The organism is Pseudomonas oryzihabitans, from assembly GCF_001518815.1.
Classification (GTDB): domain Bacteria; phylum Pseudomonadota; class Gammaproteobacteria; order Pseudomonadales; family Pseudomonadaceae; genus Chryseomonas; species Chryseomonas oryzihabitans_E.
Genome location: NZ_CP013987.1, coordinates 342,439 through 358,919, shown reverse-complemented (window position 1 = coordinate 358,919; position 16,481 = coordinate 342,439). Strand labels below are relative to the sequence as shown.

Below are 16,481 nucleotides of genomic sequence, written 5' to 3'. Positions count from 1 at the left end.
GAACGCTCATTTACCCTTTGTACACTCGAGCGCGAGTCCGATCCGCTTCCTCAGCCATCTTCGCGGGGCCGCCTAGGCCTTGTTTGTCTCTAGCTCGCGAGGCATTGAACAGACCCTAAGCGCCCGAAAAATCTAAATTTTTTTGGGCTCACTGTTGACACAGGGTCGAGAAACGCTTTTAATGCGCCCCGTTGCCCAGGTAGCTCAGTTGGTAGAGCAGGGGATTGAAAATCCCCGTGTCGGCGGTTCGATTCCGTCCCTGGGCACCAAGACAAACCTCCAAGCTCCTGCGGGATCTGGAGATCAGAGAAACCGGCCTAGTGCCGGTTTTTTTGTGCCTGCAATATATCCAGGCCTCATCCCCTGGGTCCGCTGCCCATCTGCCAATCCTCCGTGCTGTCCTGCCACATCTGCGAGAAGAACTCCAAGGCGCGCCCTAGACGCCTTGGTGCCCGGAAAAACTCCGCCCGACATCCTTGACCCTCTACCCACTTCAGACTTTTTAATGGCGTGGCGTCACCAGACAGCCACCCTTTTCGGAGTCAGTATCATGACCACCTGCAGCGAAAAGCATCACGCGAATCACAGCCATCAGCACGGTCCGAACTGCGGCCACACCGCCATCGAGCATGACGGCCATGTCGACTATCTCCACGATGGGCATCTGCACCATATGCATGGCGATCACGTGGACGAGCATGTGCTGAAGGTCGGCGCCATCAATCCCGATCACTGCACTCACGGTCAGAGCAGTGGCCACGCGCCCGATCATGTCCATGGTCCTGACTGCGGCCACGAGGCCGTTCCCCACGGTGACCACGTCGACTACCTGGTGGATGGCCGCCTGCATCACGTCCATGACGGCCATTGCGACGATCACGGCCCGGTGACCCTGGTCCGCTAGGACCCAGGACACCAAGGCTCAGGCGCGCTGCCTTGACGCCCCTGGCGCCGCGGCATAGGCAGCACGCTTCGCCTCAGACCGACGCCGGGGCTGCCAAGGCCTCTCCCAGGTGGATCGCCAGCCACACGGTGGCGACGAGGGGATCGGTATAGGTCACCCAGTGTTCGGTCCGCGCCGGAATGAACAGCGCAGCGCCCGGCTCCAGCACCACCTCCCGCCCCTCCAGGGCAACCCGGGCCGCGCCCTGCAGCAGCATCACCCATTCGTCATGAGCCCGCCGATAAGGCGCCTCCGCCGGGGTGGTTTGACCCAGGGAGACGATCCGTTCGATGCGGCAGCCAGGCCGCTCCAGCAGGGGCGTTAATACCTCCGCCGCGGAGGCATCGGGCAGGTCGCGAAGCAGATTGGTCATGACGTTTCTCCCAGCGTCCGGCATCAGGACCATGAGGCTGTACCCGCCAGCTCGCCCATTCAAGCCCACCGGCTCCTTTTCGCCTCAGGCGTCGCCCTGAGGGCCCCAGCGATGCCGCTATCTGCCGCCAAGAGTGGGAACCGCCCGACCTTTTCAGCGGCCCATCGCCCGGGCGGCAGAAATTTCGGTGATCATCCGTTGCACGAGCGGCGCCCTTCACTACCGTCGCTCGGCCATGGCCTGCCGCTGCCTTTTCGCCTGCGGTCGGTCATACCTCGCACAAGGCGCACGGAGGCGCTCGCTTATGCCCATTCGCTCGATCCCCCTCATCGCTACCCCCCTTCCCGACGTCCTGCCACAAGAAGCCAGCGGGCAGCCCGCCATCGCACCGAGCGAGCCAGGCACACCGCTCTGGTTCACCCTGCTGAGCAGCGCCAGCCTGTGGCTGAATCGCCTGTTTCTCGGCCTGGTCATGGCACTGATCGGCTTCACCCTCTGGCATTGGTGGCAGGGGTGAAGCGGCGGCTGGACCAACTGGAGCTGACGATCCTGATGTGTGGCATCGGGCTGCTTTCGCTGGCCCTCATCGTCGCCGCGGGCATGCAAGGCCTGGACTGGGACTGACCCAGCGGCCTTACCAGACCTTTACCTGGCCTGACGCCCGCTGACGGCCAAAGGTGTTTCATGGTGACGCGGCCTATCGAGCGCCGCGAGGAGAACACCATGACATCGCGAGCGTCGTTGATTCTGCTAGTGACCGCCACCCTTGCCGCCAGCGGTATGGCCGCAGCGCACGGGGGACCCGATCGGGGGCAACCCTGGGCAGGGGCCCCCGGTATGGCTGTCGAGGAAGCAGGCTTCCTGCCGGTGGGCGAGTACCGGCGGCATCATCGACACCATTCCTATTACCGCCGGGATGGCTACCCCTATAACTATTACCGCCCCTACCCCCAAACGGGCTATGCGGCACCGCACTGGCGCCCCGTCCCGCCAGGCTACTACCCCTATCAACCAGCCTACGAACCACGCCCCTATTACGGGCCGCCGCCGCGCCATTGGTGAACTGCTTGGCATCGCCAGGGCGAGATAGTGGCCTTTTGCGATGAGTCGCACAGGGGAATCTTTGCCAGGAGAGCAAAATGCCATCACCCATTAGGGCTACTAAGGCGTTGCCAACATGTATGAGAGAGATGATGTAATCTGCATGGCCTGCCTTGCGACCATGGCTGCGGCCTTTACCGGCTTCATCATGGTTATGGCGCTGCTGTGACCGCCAGATAGACGAAACCCCGCCGAAGCGGGGTTTCGAAGGCGGTATTGCACGGTCCTAGATGGGACGACTGCCATATTTGCTGTCAGGCTTCTTGGGCGGATCGGCGACCACGTTGGCGTCGATCTCCTGCACCTTGCCTCCACGCGACAAGAAGTCCTGCATGGCTTTTTCCAGCGCATCCCGCTCGCGCTGCTTGGCTTCCACCGATGGCAGCTCTTCCGGCTCGGGCTCGCGCTTCTTCTTGGCCTTGCTGCCGGACGCTGGCGCTTCGCTTTCGCTGCCTTCCTCTTGCTCGGCGTCGTCGGTTGCGGCGGCAAACTCTTCGTTATCGCCCTCTTCCTCCGCACCTGTTTCCAGGTCGTCCTGTTCCAGATCTTCGTCGCTCATAAACCGCCTCCAACATTTTGGCAAAATCGGACCGCGCGTTTTGACGCGGTCTCCTACAAAAAATTCCTGGCTATTCGCCCTGCAGCGTCGCGATCAAACGTCGCGCGCCACCCTGGTCACGGTGTTCGCCCAGGTAGATGCCCTGCCAGGTCCCCAGCGCCAGCTGGCCCGCCTGGATCGGCAGGCTCAGGCTGCACCCGAGCAGACTGCTCTTGAAATGCGCGGGCAGGTCGTCCGGCCCTTCGTAGTCATGCTCATAACCGGCCTGCCCCTGGGGGACCAGCTGATTGAAGAACCGCTCGAAGTCGCGCCGCACGGCCCCATCGGCATTCTCGTTGATGGTCAGCGAGGCCGAGGTGTGCTGCAGCCAGAGGTGCAGCAGGCCGACGCGACACTCAGCCAGCTCAGGCAGCTGATCCAGCACCTCATCGGTGACGAGATGAAAACCACGCGCTCGAGCGCGCAGGGAAAAGGTCCGCTGCAGCCACATGAAATACCCCCGCCGACTGACTGGGCGCGCATTCTAGCGCGACGATCGGAAAAGCAAAGCGGTGATTGCACACCACCGGCGTGCAGTCTAGACACAGCAGGACGGCGGTTGTTCCAGCCGTAGGGCAGACATGAAAAAGGCGCCTCGCGGCGCCTTTTTCGAGAGCGGCAGCTTACAGGTTGTAGCCACGCTCGTTGTGCAGGGTGAGGTCCAGGCCCACGGTTTCCTCTTCCTCGTTGACTCTCAGGCCCATGACTACGTCCAGCACCTTGAGGATCACGAAGGTGACGATACCGGTGTAGACGATGGTGAAGGCCACGCCCTTGAACTGGATGAAGAGCTGGGCGCCGATATCGGTCACGGTACCGAAGCCACCCAGGGCCGGCGCGGCGAAGACGCCGGTCAGCAGGGCGCCGACGATGCCGCCGATACCGTGCACGCCAAAGGCGTCCAGGGAGTCGTCATAGCCCAGCTTGCGCTTGAGGCTGGTGGCGGTGAAGAAGCACACCACGCCGGAGACCAGGCCGATGATCAGGGCGCCCATGGGGCCGGCGGTACCGGCGGCCGGGGTGATGGCTACCAGACCGGCGACCACGCCGGAGGCGATGCCCAGGGCGCTCGGCTTACCATGGGTGATCCACTCGGCGAACATCCAGCCCAGGGCCGCGGCAGCGGTGGCGATCTGGGTGGTCAGCATGGCCATGCCGGCGGTGCCATTGGCGGCTGCGGCGGACCCGGCGTTGAAACCGAACCAGCCGACCCACAGCATGGCGGCGCCGACCAGGGTGTAGCCCAGGTTGTGCGGGGCCATGGGGGTAGTCGGATAGCCCTTGCGCTTGCCCAGGACGATGGCCGCGACCAGACCGGCCACACCGGCGTTGATGTGCACCACGGTGCCGCCCGCAAAGTCCAGTACGCCCCAGTCCCACATCAGGCCGCCGTCACCGCTCCAGACCATGTGGGCGATGGGTGCATAGACGAAGGTGAACCACAGGCCGGTGAAGATCAGCATGGCGGAGAACTTCATGCGCTCGGCGAAGGCACCGACGATCAGCGCGGGAGTGATGATGGCGAAGGTCATCTGGAAGGTGACGAAGACGCTTTCCGGGAACAGGGCGGTCGCCGAGGTCACGGCATCATGCTGCAGCGTGGACAGGAAGGCCTTACCCAGACCGCCGATGAAGGAATTGAAGTTGGTGACGCCCTTTTCCATGCCGGTGGTGTCGAAGGCCAGGCTGTAGCCATAGACCATCCACAGGATGCTGATGAGACCGGTGATGGCGAAGCATTGCATCATCACCGACAGGACGTTCTTGGCACGCACCATACCGCCGTAGAACAGCGCGAGGCCCGGGATGGTCATGAACAGCACGAGGGCCGTCGAGATCAGCATCCAGGCCGTGTCCCCGCTGTTGATGGCCGGTGCCGCAGCCGCTTCCTGGGCCATGGCCAGGCCCGGCAGCGCTACGAAAGACATGAGGGCTCCTAGCCCTGCGTAGGTGCGCAGAGTCATCGTTGTTTCTCCTGGGGCTCGTGTGGGGTTGGGCTGTCGGTTAAATCGTCAGATGGCGTCTGTGTCGGTTTCGCCAGTACGGATGCGGATGGCCTGCTCGAGATTCACCACGAAGATCTTGCCGTCGCCGATCTTGCCGGTGTTGGCAGCCTTGGTGATGGCCTCGATGACGCGGTCGAGTTGATCGTCGGCGATGGCGACGTCGATCTTGACCTTGGGCAGGAAGTCGACGACGTATTCGGCGCCGCGATAGAGCTCGGTATGGCCCTTCTGGCGCCCGAAGCCCTTGACCTCGGTAACGGTGATGCCTTGCACACCGATCTCGGACAGCGACTCACGCACGTCGTCGAGCTTGAACGGCTTGATGATGGCGGTGACTAGTTTCATGAACTTCTCCCGATTGAGTTGACTTGCCCCAGGAAAACAAACCCCGGCCAAGTCTAGCGCAGTGACCGTCTGTATAACCGTCGGCGTATCAATCGCCGCGGTCACGGCAGAAGCGGCCAGCGGGCGCCTCTGCCCCAGGCGCACTCGACGCCCGTCTCTGCATCGGCTGTAGCAGAAAGCTTGCCAGGTTCGTGAAGGGGTCCGTATTACAGGGGTCGCCGGGCCTGCCGCGCCTCCTGACAGGGCAGACCAGCGGTCGTGGAGCAGGACTTTGCACCAACAGCGAACAGCTCTGGCACGGGCCTGGCACCAAAGCGGTGCAAGGGCGGCATCCGGGGCACAGAACCCGCTGTGCTACACTCGGGCTTTGATTACAGGCAGGGAATAACCATGTCCACGACCCGTTCGCTGTTCGATTCCCTGACCCAGCAGGCCAGCCGGCTGTTCGGTCAGGACTCGCCGCTTCCCAAGGCCGAGATCGAAAGCCAGTTCAAGGCTTTGCTCCAGGGCGCGCTGAGCAAACTCGACGTGGTCAGCCGCGATGAGTTCGATGCGCAGATGGCAGTGCTGGCACGCACCCGCGCACGTCTGGAAGCCCTTGAGGCGCGCCTGACCGAGCTGGAGAACGTCCAGCCCCAGGACGTCAAGCCGCCGGTTACCCCGGCCACGGATGTCGCCGCCGCCGACTGACCGTAAAGGCGCGCCAGGATGGTGCAGCCTGCTGTCTAGCGAAACACGATCAAGGAGAGATCATGTCGCTTGCCCTCGTTCACACCCGCGCCCAGGTGGGCGTGGAAGCCCCGCCCGTGGTCGTCGAGGCGCACTTGGCCAATGGCCTGCCTGCCCTCACCCTGGTGGGTTTGCCGGAAACCGCCGTCCGCGAAGCCAAGGACCGGGTCCGCAGTGCCATCCTCAATGCCGGCTTCGAGTTTCCCAGCCGCCGCATCACCCTCAATCTCGCGCCTGCCGATCTGCCCAAGGATGGCGGTCGCTTCGACCTCGCCCTGGCCATCGGCATTTTGGCCGCGAGCGGGCAGTTGCCGGCCCAGGGTCTTGAAAGCTACGAATGCCTGGGCGAACTGGCGCTGTCGGGTGCGGTACGGCCAGTCCGCGGCGTGCTGCCGGCAGCGCTTGCCGCCCGAACTGCCGGACGCACCCTGGTGGTACCGCGGGCCAACGCCGAGGAGGCCTGCCTGGCAAGTGGCCTCGCCGTGCTGGCGGTCGATCACCTGCTGGAGTTCGCCGGTCACCTGAGTGGCCAGGCCCCGCTGACGCCCTACCAGCCCAGTGGACTGCTGCGTACGCCCCTCCCCTATCCCGATCTGGCCGAGGTCCAGGGTCAGCAAGCGGCCAAGCGTGCCCTCGTAGTAGCCGCGGCAGGTGCCCACAACCTGTTGCTCGCCGGGCCACCCGGTACCGGCAAGACCCTGCTCGCCAGTCGCCTGCCGGGCCTGCTGCCGCCACTGGACGAAGAAGAAGCGCTGCAGGTGGCCGCCATTCATTCCGTGGCCGGACCCGAGCCGCTGGAGCACTGGCCACAGCGGCCCTTTCGCCAACCGCACCATTCGGCGTCGGGTCCGGCGCTGGTGGGCGGTGGCAGCCGCCCCGGGCCTGGCGAGATCACCCTGGCCCATCGCGGCGTGCTGTTTCTCGATGAGTTGCCCGAATTCGATCGCAAGGTGCTGGAAGTGCTGCGCGAGCCTCTGGAAAGCGGCGAGATCGTCATCGCCCGGGCACGGGAGCGGGTGCGCTTTCCAGCGCGCTTCCAGCTGGTGGCGGCGATGAATCCCTGTCCTTGTGGCTACCTGGGTGATCCCAGTGGGCGCTGTCGTTGCAGCCCGGAGCAGATCCAGCGCTATCGCGGCAAGTTGTCCGGTCCGCTGCTGGACCGCATCGATCTGCACCTGACCGTGGCGCGCGAGCATCTGCGTCTGGGCGCCTCGTCGGCCGCCGAACTCTCGACTGCCGAGGCAGCCGGTCAGGTGGCTGCGGCCCGTGCCCTCCAGATGGCTCGCCAGGGGCGCCCCAACGCCCTGCTCGGCCTCGACCAGTTGCACCAGGTCTGCGCCCTGAGCGACGCGGATCAGCGTTGGCTGGAAAGCGCTGGCGAGCGCCTGAATCTATCCCTGCGCGCCCTGCACCGGGTCATCAAGGTGGCTCGCACCCTGGCCGACCTGGCCGGCGACACCGACATCCAGCGCGCGCACCTGGCCGAAGCGCTGCAGTATCGGGCCGCTCACTAGGCGTTGGCCGGTGGGCCATAATGCCGGGGCGGCTCCTGCAGGCGATCCCGTAACGCCTGATTTTCCTGCGCCAATTCGAAACACATGGCCCGCCACTGATGGGCGAGCTCGCGATAGTCGTCACGCTCCGCGCGCAGCGTGGTCAGCATGCGTTCGACGGCTTGCACCGCTTCGTTGGATACGCCCATGTCACCCTTCCTTTTATACTGTATTTGCATACAGTAGTCAGAGTATTGCGGCCAGGCAAGAGCTATGGCGAGCGGGAATGAAAAAGGGAGGCCTGAGCCTCCCTTTCGCTTGCGCCAGAACAGTCTGACTAGCTGAAACGACCCACTTCGGCGCTCAGCTCCTCGGCCAGGTGACGCAGTTCGCCCGCGGTACCGGCCAGCACCTCGGCGGCATCGCGCTGGGCGGCGTTGTCCACGGCGATGGCCTGGATGTTGCGACTCAGCGCCGTGGCGGTGGTGCTCTGCTCGGCCGTGGCCTGGGCGATACCGGAGAACTGCTCGACCGCATCGGCGACCTGCTGGTCGATGCTGCGTAGCGCCTGGGCGACGTCGGCGTTGCGCGCCAGCCCCTGCTCCATGAGGCGGTTGCCCTCATCGATGGCGCCCATGGCACGCTGGGTTTCGCCCTGTACCGCACCGATCATCTGGGAGATCTCGCGGGTGGCCTCGCTGGTACGACCGGCCAGCTGGCGCACCTCGTCGGCGACCACGGCGAAGCCGCGGCCCTGCTCACCGGCCCGGGCGGCTTCGATGGCCGCGTTGAGCGCCAGCAGGTTGGTCTGCTCGGCGATCCCGCTGATGACGCCGATGATGCCGCCAATCTGCTGGGAGCGATTATCCAGCCCCTTGATGAGCTCGGCCGTGCTGGCCAGGGAGTCGGCGATCTGCTCCAGCGCGCCCGAGGCGCCCTGCATGGCCTGGGTGCCGGTGCGGGTCTGCTGGGCGTTCTCCTGCACCAGACGCTCGGTGCGCTGCATGCCGTCGGCGATGTTCTGGGCGGTGGCGCTGAATTCCTCCACGGCGCTGGCCATGCTGTCGATCTGGCTGGACTGCTCGGCGGAACGACGCAGGGTCTGGTCGGAGAGCTGGCTCAGTTGCTGGGAGCGATCGGTGACCGCGCGCGAGGAACCCCGTACCTGCTCGACGGTGGACGCCAGCGCATCGGCCATCTGGTTGAAGCTGTGGGCGAGCTCGCCGATTTCGTCGTTGCTGCGGGCGTCGACGCGTACGCTGAGCTGACCGCGACCCAGGGCCTGGGCGCGTTCCACCAGCTGTGCCAGCGGGCTGAGCTTGCGCCGCAGCAGCAGCACCGAAGCGGCCACGGCCAGTAGCAGGGCGATCAGGCTGCCGATGGCCAGGCGCAGGCCGACGGCGTGCACCGGAGCGTCCAGCTCGGCCTTGGGCAAGGTGGCGACCACGGTCCAGCCTTCGCCGGCGACCGCCGCGCTGACGCTGACGAAGTCCTCGTTGCCATCCTGCCAGCTGTGTTCATGCCGCTTGGGATCCTTCTTGAGTTCGGCCAGCAACTCGTCGGTCTTCTTGGCGTTGGCCGGGGCAACCAACCAGTTGCCCTGCTCGTCGAGCAGGGCCAGGGAGCCGGTCTCACCGATGCGCAGCTGGGTCAGTTGAGCCAGTTGCTGGGCCTGGGCGTCGGTGTAGTCGAACCCCACATAGAGCACGGCGATGATCTGGCCCTGGGCATCGCGCACCGGGCTGTACTGGGTCATGTAGGAGCGGCCGAACAGCTGAGCGCGACCGACATAGGTCTGGCCCTGGAGCAGGCCGGCGTAGCCGGGATGCTTGCGGTCCAGACGGGTGCCGATGGCGCGGCTGCCGTCCTGCTTCTTCAGCGAAGTGGTGATGCGGATGAAATCGTCACCATCACGGACGAAGATGGTGGCCGTACCGCCGGTAAGACGGGTGAAGTCATCGACCTGGGTGAAGTCGTTGTTCAGGGCTGCGCCCTTGTAGAGCAGCACCGGGGTGTCGGTGCCGGCGACGACGGTGCGGTCGCTGCTGCGGGAGAGGCCGCCATCGAAGCGGCGCTCGAACAGATTGGCGAGACGCTGGGTACTGACCTTGAGGGTGCCCAGGAAGGTCTGCTGCTGATCGGAGAGCAGCCGGGCCTCACTGCCCAGGTGCTTGCGCTGGGTGTCTTCGATGGACAGGCTGAGGGCGTGGAGGGCGAACAGGCAACTGCCGGCAATGACGACAACCAGTACCAGACTGAGGGCCAAGGCAAGTTGTCGGGCGATACTGCGACGTGGGGAAATGACCATAGAGTGCTCCAAAGCGCCTACATCCCTGTAGGGCAGTACAAAGTTGAGGGCAAGGGCTACATCAGAAACGAACCGCTCTATGACGGTCTTCTTAGCGATGAACAGGTAGTTTATCGGCTGTAGCGTTACGAACTAAAGCGAATGACAGATGTCTGGCGCCTTATTTGTGGCGAATGACCTCTGGAAGGCTCTGGGATGCCACTTCCTGCTGCAGGAAATCACCCAGCTGGCGAAAGCGCGCCTGCCCCCGCCGATTACGTGGCCAGACCAGGTAGTAGGCGTCGCCGCTGGCTACCGCTGCCGGCCAGGGCAGCGCGATGAGACCGGCCGCCACGTCCTCGGCGAGCATCACCAGATCGCCGATGGAGACTCCGTAGCCGCGCGCCGCAGCCGCCATGCCCAACTCCAGGGTATCGAACACCTGGCCGCCACTCAGGGGCACCACCTGGGCCAACCCCATGGCCTGCAGCCAGCGGCGCCAGTCGCGGCGGTCGAAAGTGGGATGCAGCAGTTCTTCCCGCTGCAGGCGCGCCACATCCCAGTCACCGCTACGGGCGGCGGTCGGCGAGCAGACCGGCACCAGCCACTCCTCGAACAGCGGTACCACCTCCCAGTCGGCCGGAAAGCGACCGTCGCCCAGCAGCACCGCACAGTCGAAGGGTTCATGGACGAAATCGACCCGGTCGCTGGCCATCCAGACGCTGGTGAGCTGGATGTCGAGTTGCGGACTGAGCTGGCGAAAGCGCGCCAGCCGGGCCAGCAACCAGCGCAACGACAGGGTGGTGGGTGCCTTAAGTCTCAGGGTGCCTTCGTCCACGGCCAGATTGCCGCACGCGCGCGCCAGGGCTTCGAAGCCTTCGCTCAGACCGGGCAACAGCAGCTTGCCGGCCTCGGTCAGCACCAGCTGGCGACCGGCACGCTCGAACAGGCGACAGCCAAAGGTTTCTTCCAGGGTTCGCACATGGCGGCTGACCGCGCTCTGGGTGAGCGACAACTCCCCGGCAGCCCGGGTGAAGGAGCCATGCCGCGCCGCAGCCTCGAAGGCGCGCAGGGCATACAGGGGCGGCAGGCGCGAGGCGTGTTCAGGCATGACTCAGACTCATGGATGGCATGGCTATTTTCCGATTGTGGGCGGCGCGGCAGGATCCAACAATGAGTTCTTGTCAAAGCCCGGCCGCTTGGCCATCTGTTCAGCGAGAGCCCCATGTCTCTGCCGCGTCACGAATTGCTCGCGCTATTGCGTCTCGCCCTGCCCTTGATCGGTGCCCAGCTGGCCTATGTCGCCATGGTCTTCACCGACACCCTGATGATGGGCCGCCTGGGGCCGGCGGCGCTGGCCGGCGGTGGCCTGGGGGCAGCGGTCTATTCTTTCGTTTCGGTGATCTGCGTGGGGGTGATCACTGCGGTGGCCAATCTGGCGGCCCTGCGCCGGGGGGCGGGGGATACCGAAGGGGTGGCGGCGGTCACCGCGGCGGGGATCTGGATCGCCGGGGTGCTGGCGCTGCTGGCCGGCACCCTGCTGTGGCACATCGAGCCGCTGCTGGCCCTGGCTGGCCAGCCGGAGGAAAGCCGCCAGGCCGCGGGGGTGTTCCTGCGCTGCCTGGCCTTCGCCCTGCCCGGCCACCTGCTGTTTATGACTCTGCGCGGCTTCACCAGCGCCCTGGAGCGCCCCGGACCGGTCCTGACCATCGTGCTGGGCGCGGCGGTGCTCAATGCCCTGCTCAATCTGGCCCTGCTGCACGGCTGGGGCGGCCTGCCGCAACCCGGGTTGCCAGGCGTCGGCGCGGTGACCGCCGTGGTGATGAACGGCGCGGCCCTGGGCCTGGCGCTGTATATCAGTCGTCATCCGGCCTATGCCCCCTATCCCCTGCGTCGCTATCTGCGCCGGCCGGACCGTCGCGCCCTGGCCGACACCCTTGGCCAGGGGCTGGCGATCAGCGGCACCTATGCGGTGGAAGCCTGCCTGTTTCTCGCGGCGGCGCTGTGCATGGGCGCCCTGGGCACCACGGCCCTGGCGGCCAACCAGATCGCCAACCAGCTGGTGTATCTGGTGTTCATGCTGCCGGCGGGGCTGTCCTATGCCACCAGCATCCGCATCGGCCAGCACCAGGGTGCCGGACGGCCACGCGAGGCGCTGCTGGTCGGGCGGCTGGCCATCGGCGGCGGGGCTCTGGTGATGCTGGGCATCGCCCTGCTGTTCTGGTGCTTTCCTGGCTGGCTGGTGGGGTTGTTTCTGCCAGACGAGCGTAGTCCGGTCACGGAGCTGGCACGCCAGCTGGTGTTGATCGCCGCGCTGTTCGTCATCTTCGACGGCACCCAGAGCATCGCCCAGGGCGCCTTGCGTGGCATCCGCCAGGCGCGTCTTGGCTTCTACGGCGGCCTGCTCTGCTATTGCCTGATCGGGGCCAGCAGCGCCTGGCTGCTGGGGGTGCATGCAGGCTTCGGTCCGCACGGGGTCTGGTGGGGGCTGGCGCTGGGCCTGGCTTGCGCGGCCGTGCTGCTGACCGGTGCCTTCGAGTGGCTGATGCGGCGGCAGCTGGGCACGGCCGGGAGTATTACCAATGGTCCACCCTCCGCCGCTGCGCTAGACTAAAAGTTTTGGGCCGCCCCGGGGTTGCGACCGGTGTCCTAGGCCCCAGGATAGCCACAGATGCAACGTTTCATCGTCGCCGACGATCACCCCCTGTTTCGCGAAGGCCTGGTCCGCATCCTGCGCCAGTTGCAGCCCGACGCGCAGGTGGAACAGGCCGACAGCCTGCAGCAGGTGCTGGACCTGGCGCGCCAGGGCGAGCCGCCCACCGGCCTGCTGCTGGACCTGCTCTACCCCGGTCAGGACCTGAGCTTTTCACTGCGCGCCCTGCGCCAGGAATTCAAGCGCAGTACCCTGATCGTGGTCTCGATGCTCGAAGACGCCACCGTGATCGAGCACATCCTGGCCGCCGGCGTGGATGGCTTCATCGGCAAGGCCCTGCCCCCGGCCGCCATGGCCGCCGCCATCGCCGACTGCCTGGCCGGGCAACCCGTGGTGCGCTACGCCACGGCGACCCTGGCGCCGACGGCTCTGGCCCCCGACCACCGGGTGCAGGCGCTGACGCCCAGGCAGCTGGAGGTGCTGGGTCTGATCACCCAGGGCCTGAGCAACAAGGAAATCGCGCGGATCCTGACCATCTCGCCCTTTACCGTGCGTATCCACGTATCCGCGCTGCTGCGTACCCTGGGCGTTGGCACCCGTGCCGCCGCGGCCGCCTTTGGCGCCAAGGCCGGCCTCGGCGCCCAGCGCTCGCTCAGCTAGCGGCGACGCGAAAGGCCAGCAGCAGGGCACGCAATTCCGCCGGCCGCACCGGCTTGGCCAGCACTGGAATCTCGGGATCGCCCAACGCCTGCTGGACCTGGGGGATGTCGTGCCCGGTCACCACGACGGCCGGAATACGCCGTCCCTGCAAACGATTGAGATAGGCGATGCAGTCGGCGCCCGAGGCGCTGCGATCGAGATCGAAATCGGTGATCACCAGATCGCAGGCCACCGCGTTGGTGGGAATGCTGGTGGCCGTCGTGACCTCGCAGCCCCAGCTGCGCAATAGCGTCGCGGTGGCGAGCAGGACGTTGGCGTCGTCTTCGATGAGCAGCACCCGCCAGCCGGCGAGCAGGTGCTGGGGTCCGCTCCCCGCCCGCACCCGGGGCTCCGGCGGTACGGCGGCCAGCGGCAGGCCCTGCAGGCTGACCGCGGTGCCATGGCCGGGCCGTGAGCGGATGCGCAGTTCCAGATCGAGCAGCCGGGCGATGCGCTGCACGATGGACAGCCCCAGGCCGACCCCTTCGATGTCGCGATCCCGCGCCTCCCGTACCCGATAGAACTCCTCGCACAGATGCGGCAGGTGCTCGGCAGCGATGCCCGGACCCTGGTCGTACACTACCAGGGCGAGCCGGCCCTGGCGCCGCCGCACTGCCAGTAGCAGCGGTCGTCCCGGGGCGTACTTGAGGGCGTTGGACAGCAGGTTCTGCAGCGAGGTGAGCAGCAGTGCCGGATCGCTGTAGACCTGCAGCCGGCAGGGGCGCCAGCGGACCTCCACCCCGGCCCAGCGCGCGGCCTCGGCGTTCTGCCGGATCAGGTCGTTGAACAGAGTATCCAGGTCGACCACCGTGCGCCGGGGGCTGACCTGCTTCTGATCCAGGGTGTAGATGTCCAGCAACGAGCGAAACAGCTGCTCGACGCCCAGCAGGGAGCGGTCGATGTTGTCCACCAGCCGCACCTGGTCCGCGCTCAGCTGGCCGTCGCGCAGGCAGGCGGTGAACAGGCCGATGGAGTGGATCGGCTGGCGCAGGTCATGGCTGGCCTGGGCCAGGAAGCGCGCCTTGGCCAGGTTGGCCGCCTGGGTCTCGCGCAGCGAATCCTGGATGCGGGTCAGCAGGAAATAGACGTAGCCGGGTACCAGCAGCGCGGTCACCAGCATCATCAGGGCAACCGTGGGATAGCGCTGCAGGAAGGGCATCTCGGCGATGATGGCGCTCAGGGCGGTCAGCGACAGTCCGGTCGCCAGCAGCAGGTAGCCACGGCCATAGCGCAGGCCGTTGCCTACGGTGACCCAGAGCAGCACGCCGAACAGCGGCATCAAGGCCTCGCCGCTGGTGATGGAGGAAAAGGTGATGGCGCTGAAGTCCAGGCACATGGCCAGGAAGCGTCGCCACGGCTTCACCCCAGGCCGACGGCGCACCTCGAAGAACAGTCCGAGGGCCACCAGGGAAAACAGGCCGTAGCACACCAGGTTGGCCAGCAGGATGGCATCGCCGAACAGCCCCCAGGCCCAGGCGCCAACGATGTAGGCCGAGGCCGGCAGGATGAAGGCCAGGCGGACCTTGGTCTGCCCCAGCTCGGGATCGCGGGCGCCGACACCCAGGCCTTGCGGTGCTTCGCTCATGACGCCAGATACCCCAGCTGCCAGGCCCGCGGCACCAGACGGAACACCATTGCCAACGCCGCCGCCAGGGCGGCGCTGGCGTACCAGGCCGCCAGGCCCAGCCGTGCTTCCAGGGCAGCACCCAGCACTCCGCCAAGCAGCATGCCCAGCCAGGGCACCAACTGGATGCCCCAGCCGCGGCGACGTTCACCCAGCAGCCAGTGCCCCAGACCACGCCCGAAACGCGACAGGGCGCCGGTGACATAGGTAAGGCCGATGGGCAGGCCATAGACCTGCTCCACCACGGCATTGACCATGCCCATGGCGAATACCCCGGTCAACAGTGCCAGGCGCCCGGCGGGCAGGCCGGCCGCCAGCACCAGCAGCAGGGCCAGCAGCCCGAGCAGCAGGCAGGCCCGTTGCCGGGTCAGGCGCTGCAGCAGCACGCCGCCGGCATTGCCCAGCACGAAGGTGCCGATGGCCAGCGCCAGGTGCGCCGCGGCGGCCCAGCGGGCGGCGGCCACGTCGGCCGCTAGACGGGTGGTATTACCGCTCATGAAGGAAACGAAATCGCCGGTGGCGAGAAAGCCGATGGCGTCGGTCATGCCGGCCAGCAGCGACAGTCCGGCGACCAGTGCCAGACCGACCGCACCGTGGCGCGGGGTGGCGGGCGGCATGGCCGGCGGAACGGAAGAAGAGGAAGTCATGGCAGCCATCCTGGCCGGACGAGAAGGGACGGCTGCCAGTGTGCGGCGTACAACGGCCTGACGCCATGGGCAACGCCTCGGAAGGCGCCCTGGGCTAGACTGATGGACCCGCCTGGCCGGAGGCCTCGTGACCACGCCCCTGTTCGCCCTGGTACTGCTCGCCGCCCTGCTGCACGCCGGCTGGAATGCCCTGCTCAAGATCGGCCTCGACCGCTTTCTCACCGCCAGCCTGATCCAGATCGGCGCCGGCCTCGCCGCGCTGCTGGCGCTGCCCTTCGTCGCCCTGCCCCCAGCGGCCGCCTGGCCCTGGATCGCCCTCTCCGTCCTGCTGCACATCGGCTACAACGCCTTTCTCGCCCGCGCCTATCGCTATGGCGACCTGGGCCAGGTCTATCCCCTCTCGCGCGGCAGCGCGCCGCTGCTGGTCAGCGCGGTAGCCTTTCTCGCCCTGGGCGAAGTGCTTTCGCCACCGGCCCTGCTCGGCCTGGGCCTGCTGGTGACCGGCCTGGCGCTGATGGCGCTGCTCGGCGCCCGGCGCGGCACGCCGCCCAGCCTGGCGCTGCTGGTGTGCGCCTTCACCACCGGCACCTTCATCGCCGCCTACACCCTGGCCGATGCCCTCGGCGCGCGGGCCAGCGGCAACGCCGTGGCCTATGCCCTCTGGCTGTTCGCGGTGAACGGCGTGGTAGCGGCCCTGGTGCTGCGGCTGACCCGCGGCGCGACGGCCTTTGCCGGTCTCGGCCCGCACTGGCGCGCCGGCCTGGCGGGCGGAGTGATGTCGATGCTGGCCTACAGCCTGGTGATCGTCGCCACCACCCAGGCGCCCATCGGCCTGGTCTCGGCGCTGCGCGAGACCAGCGTGCTCTTCGCCCTGCTGATCGGGGTCTTCTGGCTGCACGAGACGCTACCGCTGGGGCGAATCTGCGCCGGCCTGGCCATCGTCGCCGGCGTGGTAGCGATCAAGCTGGCCTGAGCGGATCGCT

The 16,481-nt window shown here is 66.5% G+C and carries 17 protein-coding genes and 1 tRNA gene; 8 read left to right on the top strand and 10 right to left on the bottom strand.

What is annotated here, in order from left to right:
- Nucleotides 1-193: 193 nt before the first annotated feature.
- A tRNA-Phe gene (locus tag APT59_RS01655) sits at nucleotides 194-269 on the top strand.
- A gap of 281 nt (nucleotides 270-550) precedes the next feature.
- Nucleotides 551-904: a hypothetical protein gene (locus tag APT59_RS22340; RefSeq protein ID WP_156428921.1), complete on the top strand. Its 354-nt coding sequence runs from the start codon at nucleotides 551-553 to the stop codon at nucleotides 902-904.
- Nucleotides 905-977: 73 nt separating this feature from the next.
- Here APT59_RS22340 and APT59_RS01645 read toward each other — a convergent pair whose 3' ends face one another.
- Entirely contained in the window at nucleotides 978-1,316 is a 339-nt protein-coding gene (locus APT59_RS01645) for a cupin domain-containing protein (protein ID WP_082696262.1), read from the bottom strand.
- Between the two features lie 304 nt (nucleotides 1,317-1,620).
- Between APT59_RS01645 and APT59_RS01640 the strand changes: the two genes are divergently transcribed.
- Entirely contained in the window at nucleotides 1,621-1,833 is a 213-nt protein-coding gene (locus APT59_RS01640) for a hypothetical protein (protein WP_059313265.1), read from the top strand.
- 810 nt (nucleotides 1,834-2,643) lie between these two features.
- Here APT59_RS01640 and sutA read toward each other — a convergent pair.
- The 4 genes from sutA to glnK form a co-directional block, all read right to left on the bottom strand.
- Nucleotides 2,644-2,976, bottom strand: coding sequence for a transcriptional regulator SutA (sutA, locus tag APT59_RS01635; protein ID WP_059313264.1), 333 nt, complete (start codon nucleotides 2,974-2,976; stop codon nucleotides 2,644-2,646).
- Nucleotides 2,977-3,046: 70 nt separating this feature from the next.
- Nucleotides 3,047-3,466 carry a secondary thiamine-phosphate synthase enzyme YjbQ gene (locus tag APT59_RS01630; RefSeq protein ID WP_059313263.1) on the bottom strand — a complete coding sequence of 140 codons (420 nt, stop codon included), beginning with the start codon at nucleotides 3,464-3,466 and terminating at the stop codon, nucleotides 3,047-3,049.
- Between the two features lie 172 nt (nucleotides 3,467-3,638).
- The gene (locus APT59_RS01625; RefSeq protein ID WP_059313262.1) at nucleotides 3,639-4,979 is read right to left on the bottom strand and encodes an ammonium transporter; all 1,341 of its coding nucleotides are present in this window, start codon (nucleotides 4,977-4,979) and stop codon (nucleotides 3,639-3,641) included.
- Nucleotides 4,980-5,027: 48 nt separating this feature from the next.
- Nucleotides 5,028-5,366, bottom strand: coding sequence for a P-II family nitrogen regulator (glnK, locus tag APT59_RS01620; RefSeq protein WP_003096476.1), 339 nt, complete (start codon nucleotides 5,364-5,366; stop codon nucleotides 5,028-5,030).
- Between the two features lie 390 nt (nucleotides 5,367-5,756).
- On the opposite strand from glnK, the gene APT59_RS01615 reads away from it, so the two are divergent.
- Both APT59_RS01615 and APT59_RS01610 read left to right on the top strand, forming a co-directional pair.
- Nucleotides 5,757-6,056, top strand: a complete 300-nt coding sequence (locus APT59_RS01615) for an accessory factor UbiK family protein (RefSeq protein WP_059313261.1) — start codon at nucleotides 5,757-5,759, stop codon at nucleotides 6,054-6,056.
- Nucleotides 6,057-6,118: 62 nt separating this feature from the next.
- Nucleotides 6,119-7,609, top strand: a complete 1,491-nt coding sequence (locus APT59_RS01610) for a YifB family Mg chelatase-like AAA ATPase (RefSeq protein ID WP_059313260.1) — start codon at nucleotides 6,119-6,121, stop codon at nucleotides 7,607-7,609.
- Here the strand turns inward: APT59_RS01610 and APT59_RS01605 are convergent.
- From APT59_RS01605 to APT59_RS01595, 3 genes are all read right to left on the bottom strand, one after another.
- The gene (locus APT59_RS01605; protein WP_059313259.1) at nucleotides 7,606-7,797 is read right to left on the bottom strand and encodes a hypothetical protein; all 192 of its coding nucleotides are present in this window, start codon (nucleotides 7,795-7,797) and stop codon (nucleotides 7,606-7,608) included. The genes APT59_RS01610 and APT59_RS01605 overlap by 4 nt on opposite strands.
- Nucleotides 7,798-7,925: 128 nt before the next feature.
- The gene (locus tag APT59_RS01600) at nucleotides 7,926-9,896 is read right to left on the bottom strand and encodes a methyl-accepting chemotaxis protein (RefSeq protein WP_059313258.1); all 1,971 of its coding nucleotides are present in this window, start codon (nucleotides 9,894-9,896) and stop codon (nucleotides 7,926-7,928) included.
- A 160-nt stretch (nucleotides 9,897-10,056) separates the two neighbouring features.
- Nucleotides 10,057-10,986, bottom strand: a complete 930-nt coding sequence (locus APT59_RS01595; protein WP_059313257.1) for a LysR substrate-binding domain-containing protein — start codon at nucleotides 10,984-10,986, stop codon at nucleotides 10,057-10,059.
- Nucleotides 10,987-11,100: 114 nt separating this feature from the next.
- Here APT59_RS01595 and APT59_RS01590 point away from each other — a divergent pair, with 114 nt between their 5' ends.
- Together APT59_RS01590 and APT59_RS01585 are read left to right on the top strand one after the other, a co-directional pair.
- Complete coding sequence (locus APT59_RS01590; protein ID WP_059313256.1) at nucleotides 11,101-12,489, top strand: NorM family multidrug efflux MATE transporter; 1,389 nt, start codon at nucleotides 11,101-11,103, stop codon at nucleotides 12,487-12,489.
- A 57-nt stretch (nucleotides 12,490-12,546) separates the two neighbouring features.
- Nucleotides 12,547-13,188 (top strand): LuxR C-terminal-related transcriptional regulator, encoded by a 642-nt coding sequence (locus APT59_RS01585; RefSeq protein WP_059313255.1) that lies wholly within the window; start codon nucleotides 12,547-12,549, stop codon nucleotides 13,186-13,188.
- Here the strand turns inward: APT59_RS01585 and APT59_RS01580 are convergent.
- Together APT59_RS01580 and APT59_RS01575 are read right to left on the bottom strand one after the other, a co-directional pair.
- Nucleotides 13,181-14,812, bottom strand: a complete 1,632-nt coding sequence (locus tag APT59_RS01580; protein ID WP_059313254.1) for a hybrid sensor histidine kinase/response regulator — start codon at nucleotides 14,810-14,812, stop codon at nucleotides 13,181-13,183. The two genes, APT59_RS01585 and APT59_RS01580, sit on opposite strands and share 8 nt — an antisense overlap.
- Nucleotides 14,809-15,498 (bottom strand): YoaK family protein, encoded by a 690-nt coding sequence (locus APT59_RS01575; protein WP_059313253.1) that lies wholly within the window; start codon nucleotides 15,496-15,498, stop codon nucleotides 14,809-14,811. The genes APT59_RS01580 and APT59_RS01575 overlap by 4 nt, the downstream gene beginning before the upstream one ends.
- Nucleotides 15,499-15,625: 127 nt before the next feature.
- Between APT59_RS01575 and APT59_RS01570 the strand changes: the two genes are divergently transcribed.
- On the top strand, nucleotides 15,626-16,471 hold the full coding sequence (locus tag APT59_RS01570; protein ID WP_059313252.1) for a hypothetical protein: 846 nt from the start codon (nucleotides 15,626-15,628) through the stop codon (nucleotides 16,469-16,471).
- Nucleotides 16,472-16,481: the final 10 nt, after the last annotated feature.

Excerpts from the sequence above, each read along its gene's own strand:
- APT59_RS22340 (WP_156428921.1), top strand. The coding sequence starts at position 551 with ATGACCACCTGCAGCGAAAAGCATCACGCGAATCACAGCCATCAGCAC.
- APT59_RS01645 (WP_082696262.1), bottom strand. The coding sequence starts at position 1,316 with ATGACCAATCTGCTTCGCGACCTGCCCGATGCCTCCGCGGCGGAGGTA.
- APT59_RS01640 (WP_059313265.1), top strand. The coding sequence starts at position 1,621 with ATGCCCATTCGCTCGATCCCCCTCATCGCTACCCCCCTTCCCGACGTC.
- sutA (WP_059313264.1), bottom strand. The coding sequence starts at position 2,976 with ATGAGCGACGAAGATCTGGAACAGGACGACCTGGAAACAGGTGCGGAG.
- APT59_RS01630 (WP_059313263.1), bottom strand. The coding sequence starts at position 3,466 with ATGTGGCTGCAGCGGACCTTTTCCCTGCGCGCTCGAGCGCGTGGTTTT.
- APT59_RS01625 (WP_059313262.1), bottom strand. The coding sequence starts at position 4,979 with ATGACTCTGCGCACCTACGCAGGGCTAGGAGCCCTCATGTCTTTCGTA.
- glnK (WP_003096476.1), bottom strand. The coding sequence starts at position 5,366 with ATGAAACTAGTCACCGCCATCATCAAGCCGTTCAAGCTCGACGACGTG.
- APT59_RS01615 (WP_059313261.1), top strand. The coding sequence starts at position 5,757 with ATGTCCACGACCCGTTCGCTGTTCGATTCCCTGACCCAGCAGGCCAGC.
- APT59_RS01610 (WP_059313260.1), top strand. The coding sequence starts at position 6,119 with ATGTCGCTTGCCCTCGTTCACACCCGCGCCCAGGTGGGCGTGGAAGCC.
- APT59_RS01605 (WP_059313259.1), bottom strand. The coding sequence starts at position 7,797 with ATGGGCGTATCCAACGAAGCGGTGCAAGCCGTCGAACGCATGCTGACC.
- APT59_RS01600 (WP_059313258.1), bottom strand. The coding sequence starts at position 9,896 with ATGGTCATTTCCCCACGTCGCAGTATCGCCCGACAACTTGCCTTGGCC.
- APT59_RS01595 (WP_059313257.1), bottom strand. The coding sequence starts at position 10,986 with ATGCCTGAACACGCCTCGCGCCTGCCGCCCCTGTATGCCCTGCGCGCC.
- APT59_RS01590 (WP_059313256.1), top strand. The coding sequence starts at position 11,101 with ATGTCTCTGCCGCGTCACGAATTGCTCGCGCTATTGCGTCTCGCCCTG.
- APT59_RS01585 (WP_059313255.1), top strand. The coding sequence starts at position 12,547 with ATGCAACGTTTCATCGTCGCCGACGATCACCCCCTGTTTCGCGAAGGC.
- APT59_RS01580 (WP_059313254.1), bottom strand. The coding sequence starts at position 14,812 with ATGAGCGAAGCACCGCAAGGCCTGGGTGTCGGCGCCCGCGATCCCGAG.
- APT59_RS01575 (WP_059313253.1), bottom strand. The coding sequence starts at position 15,498 with ATGACTTCCTCTTCTTCCGTTCCGCCGGCCATGCCGCCCGCCACCCCG.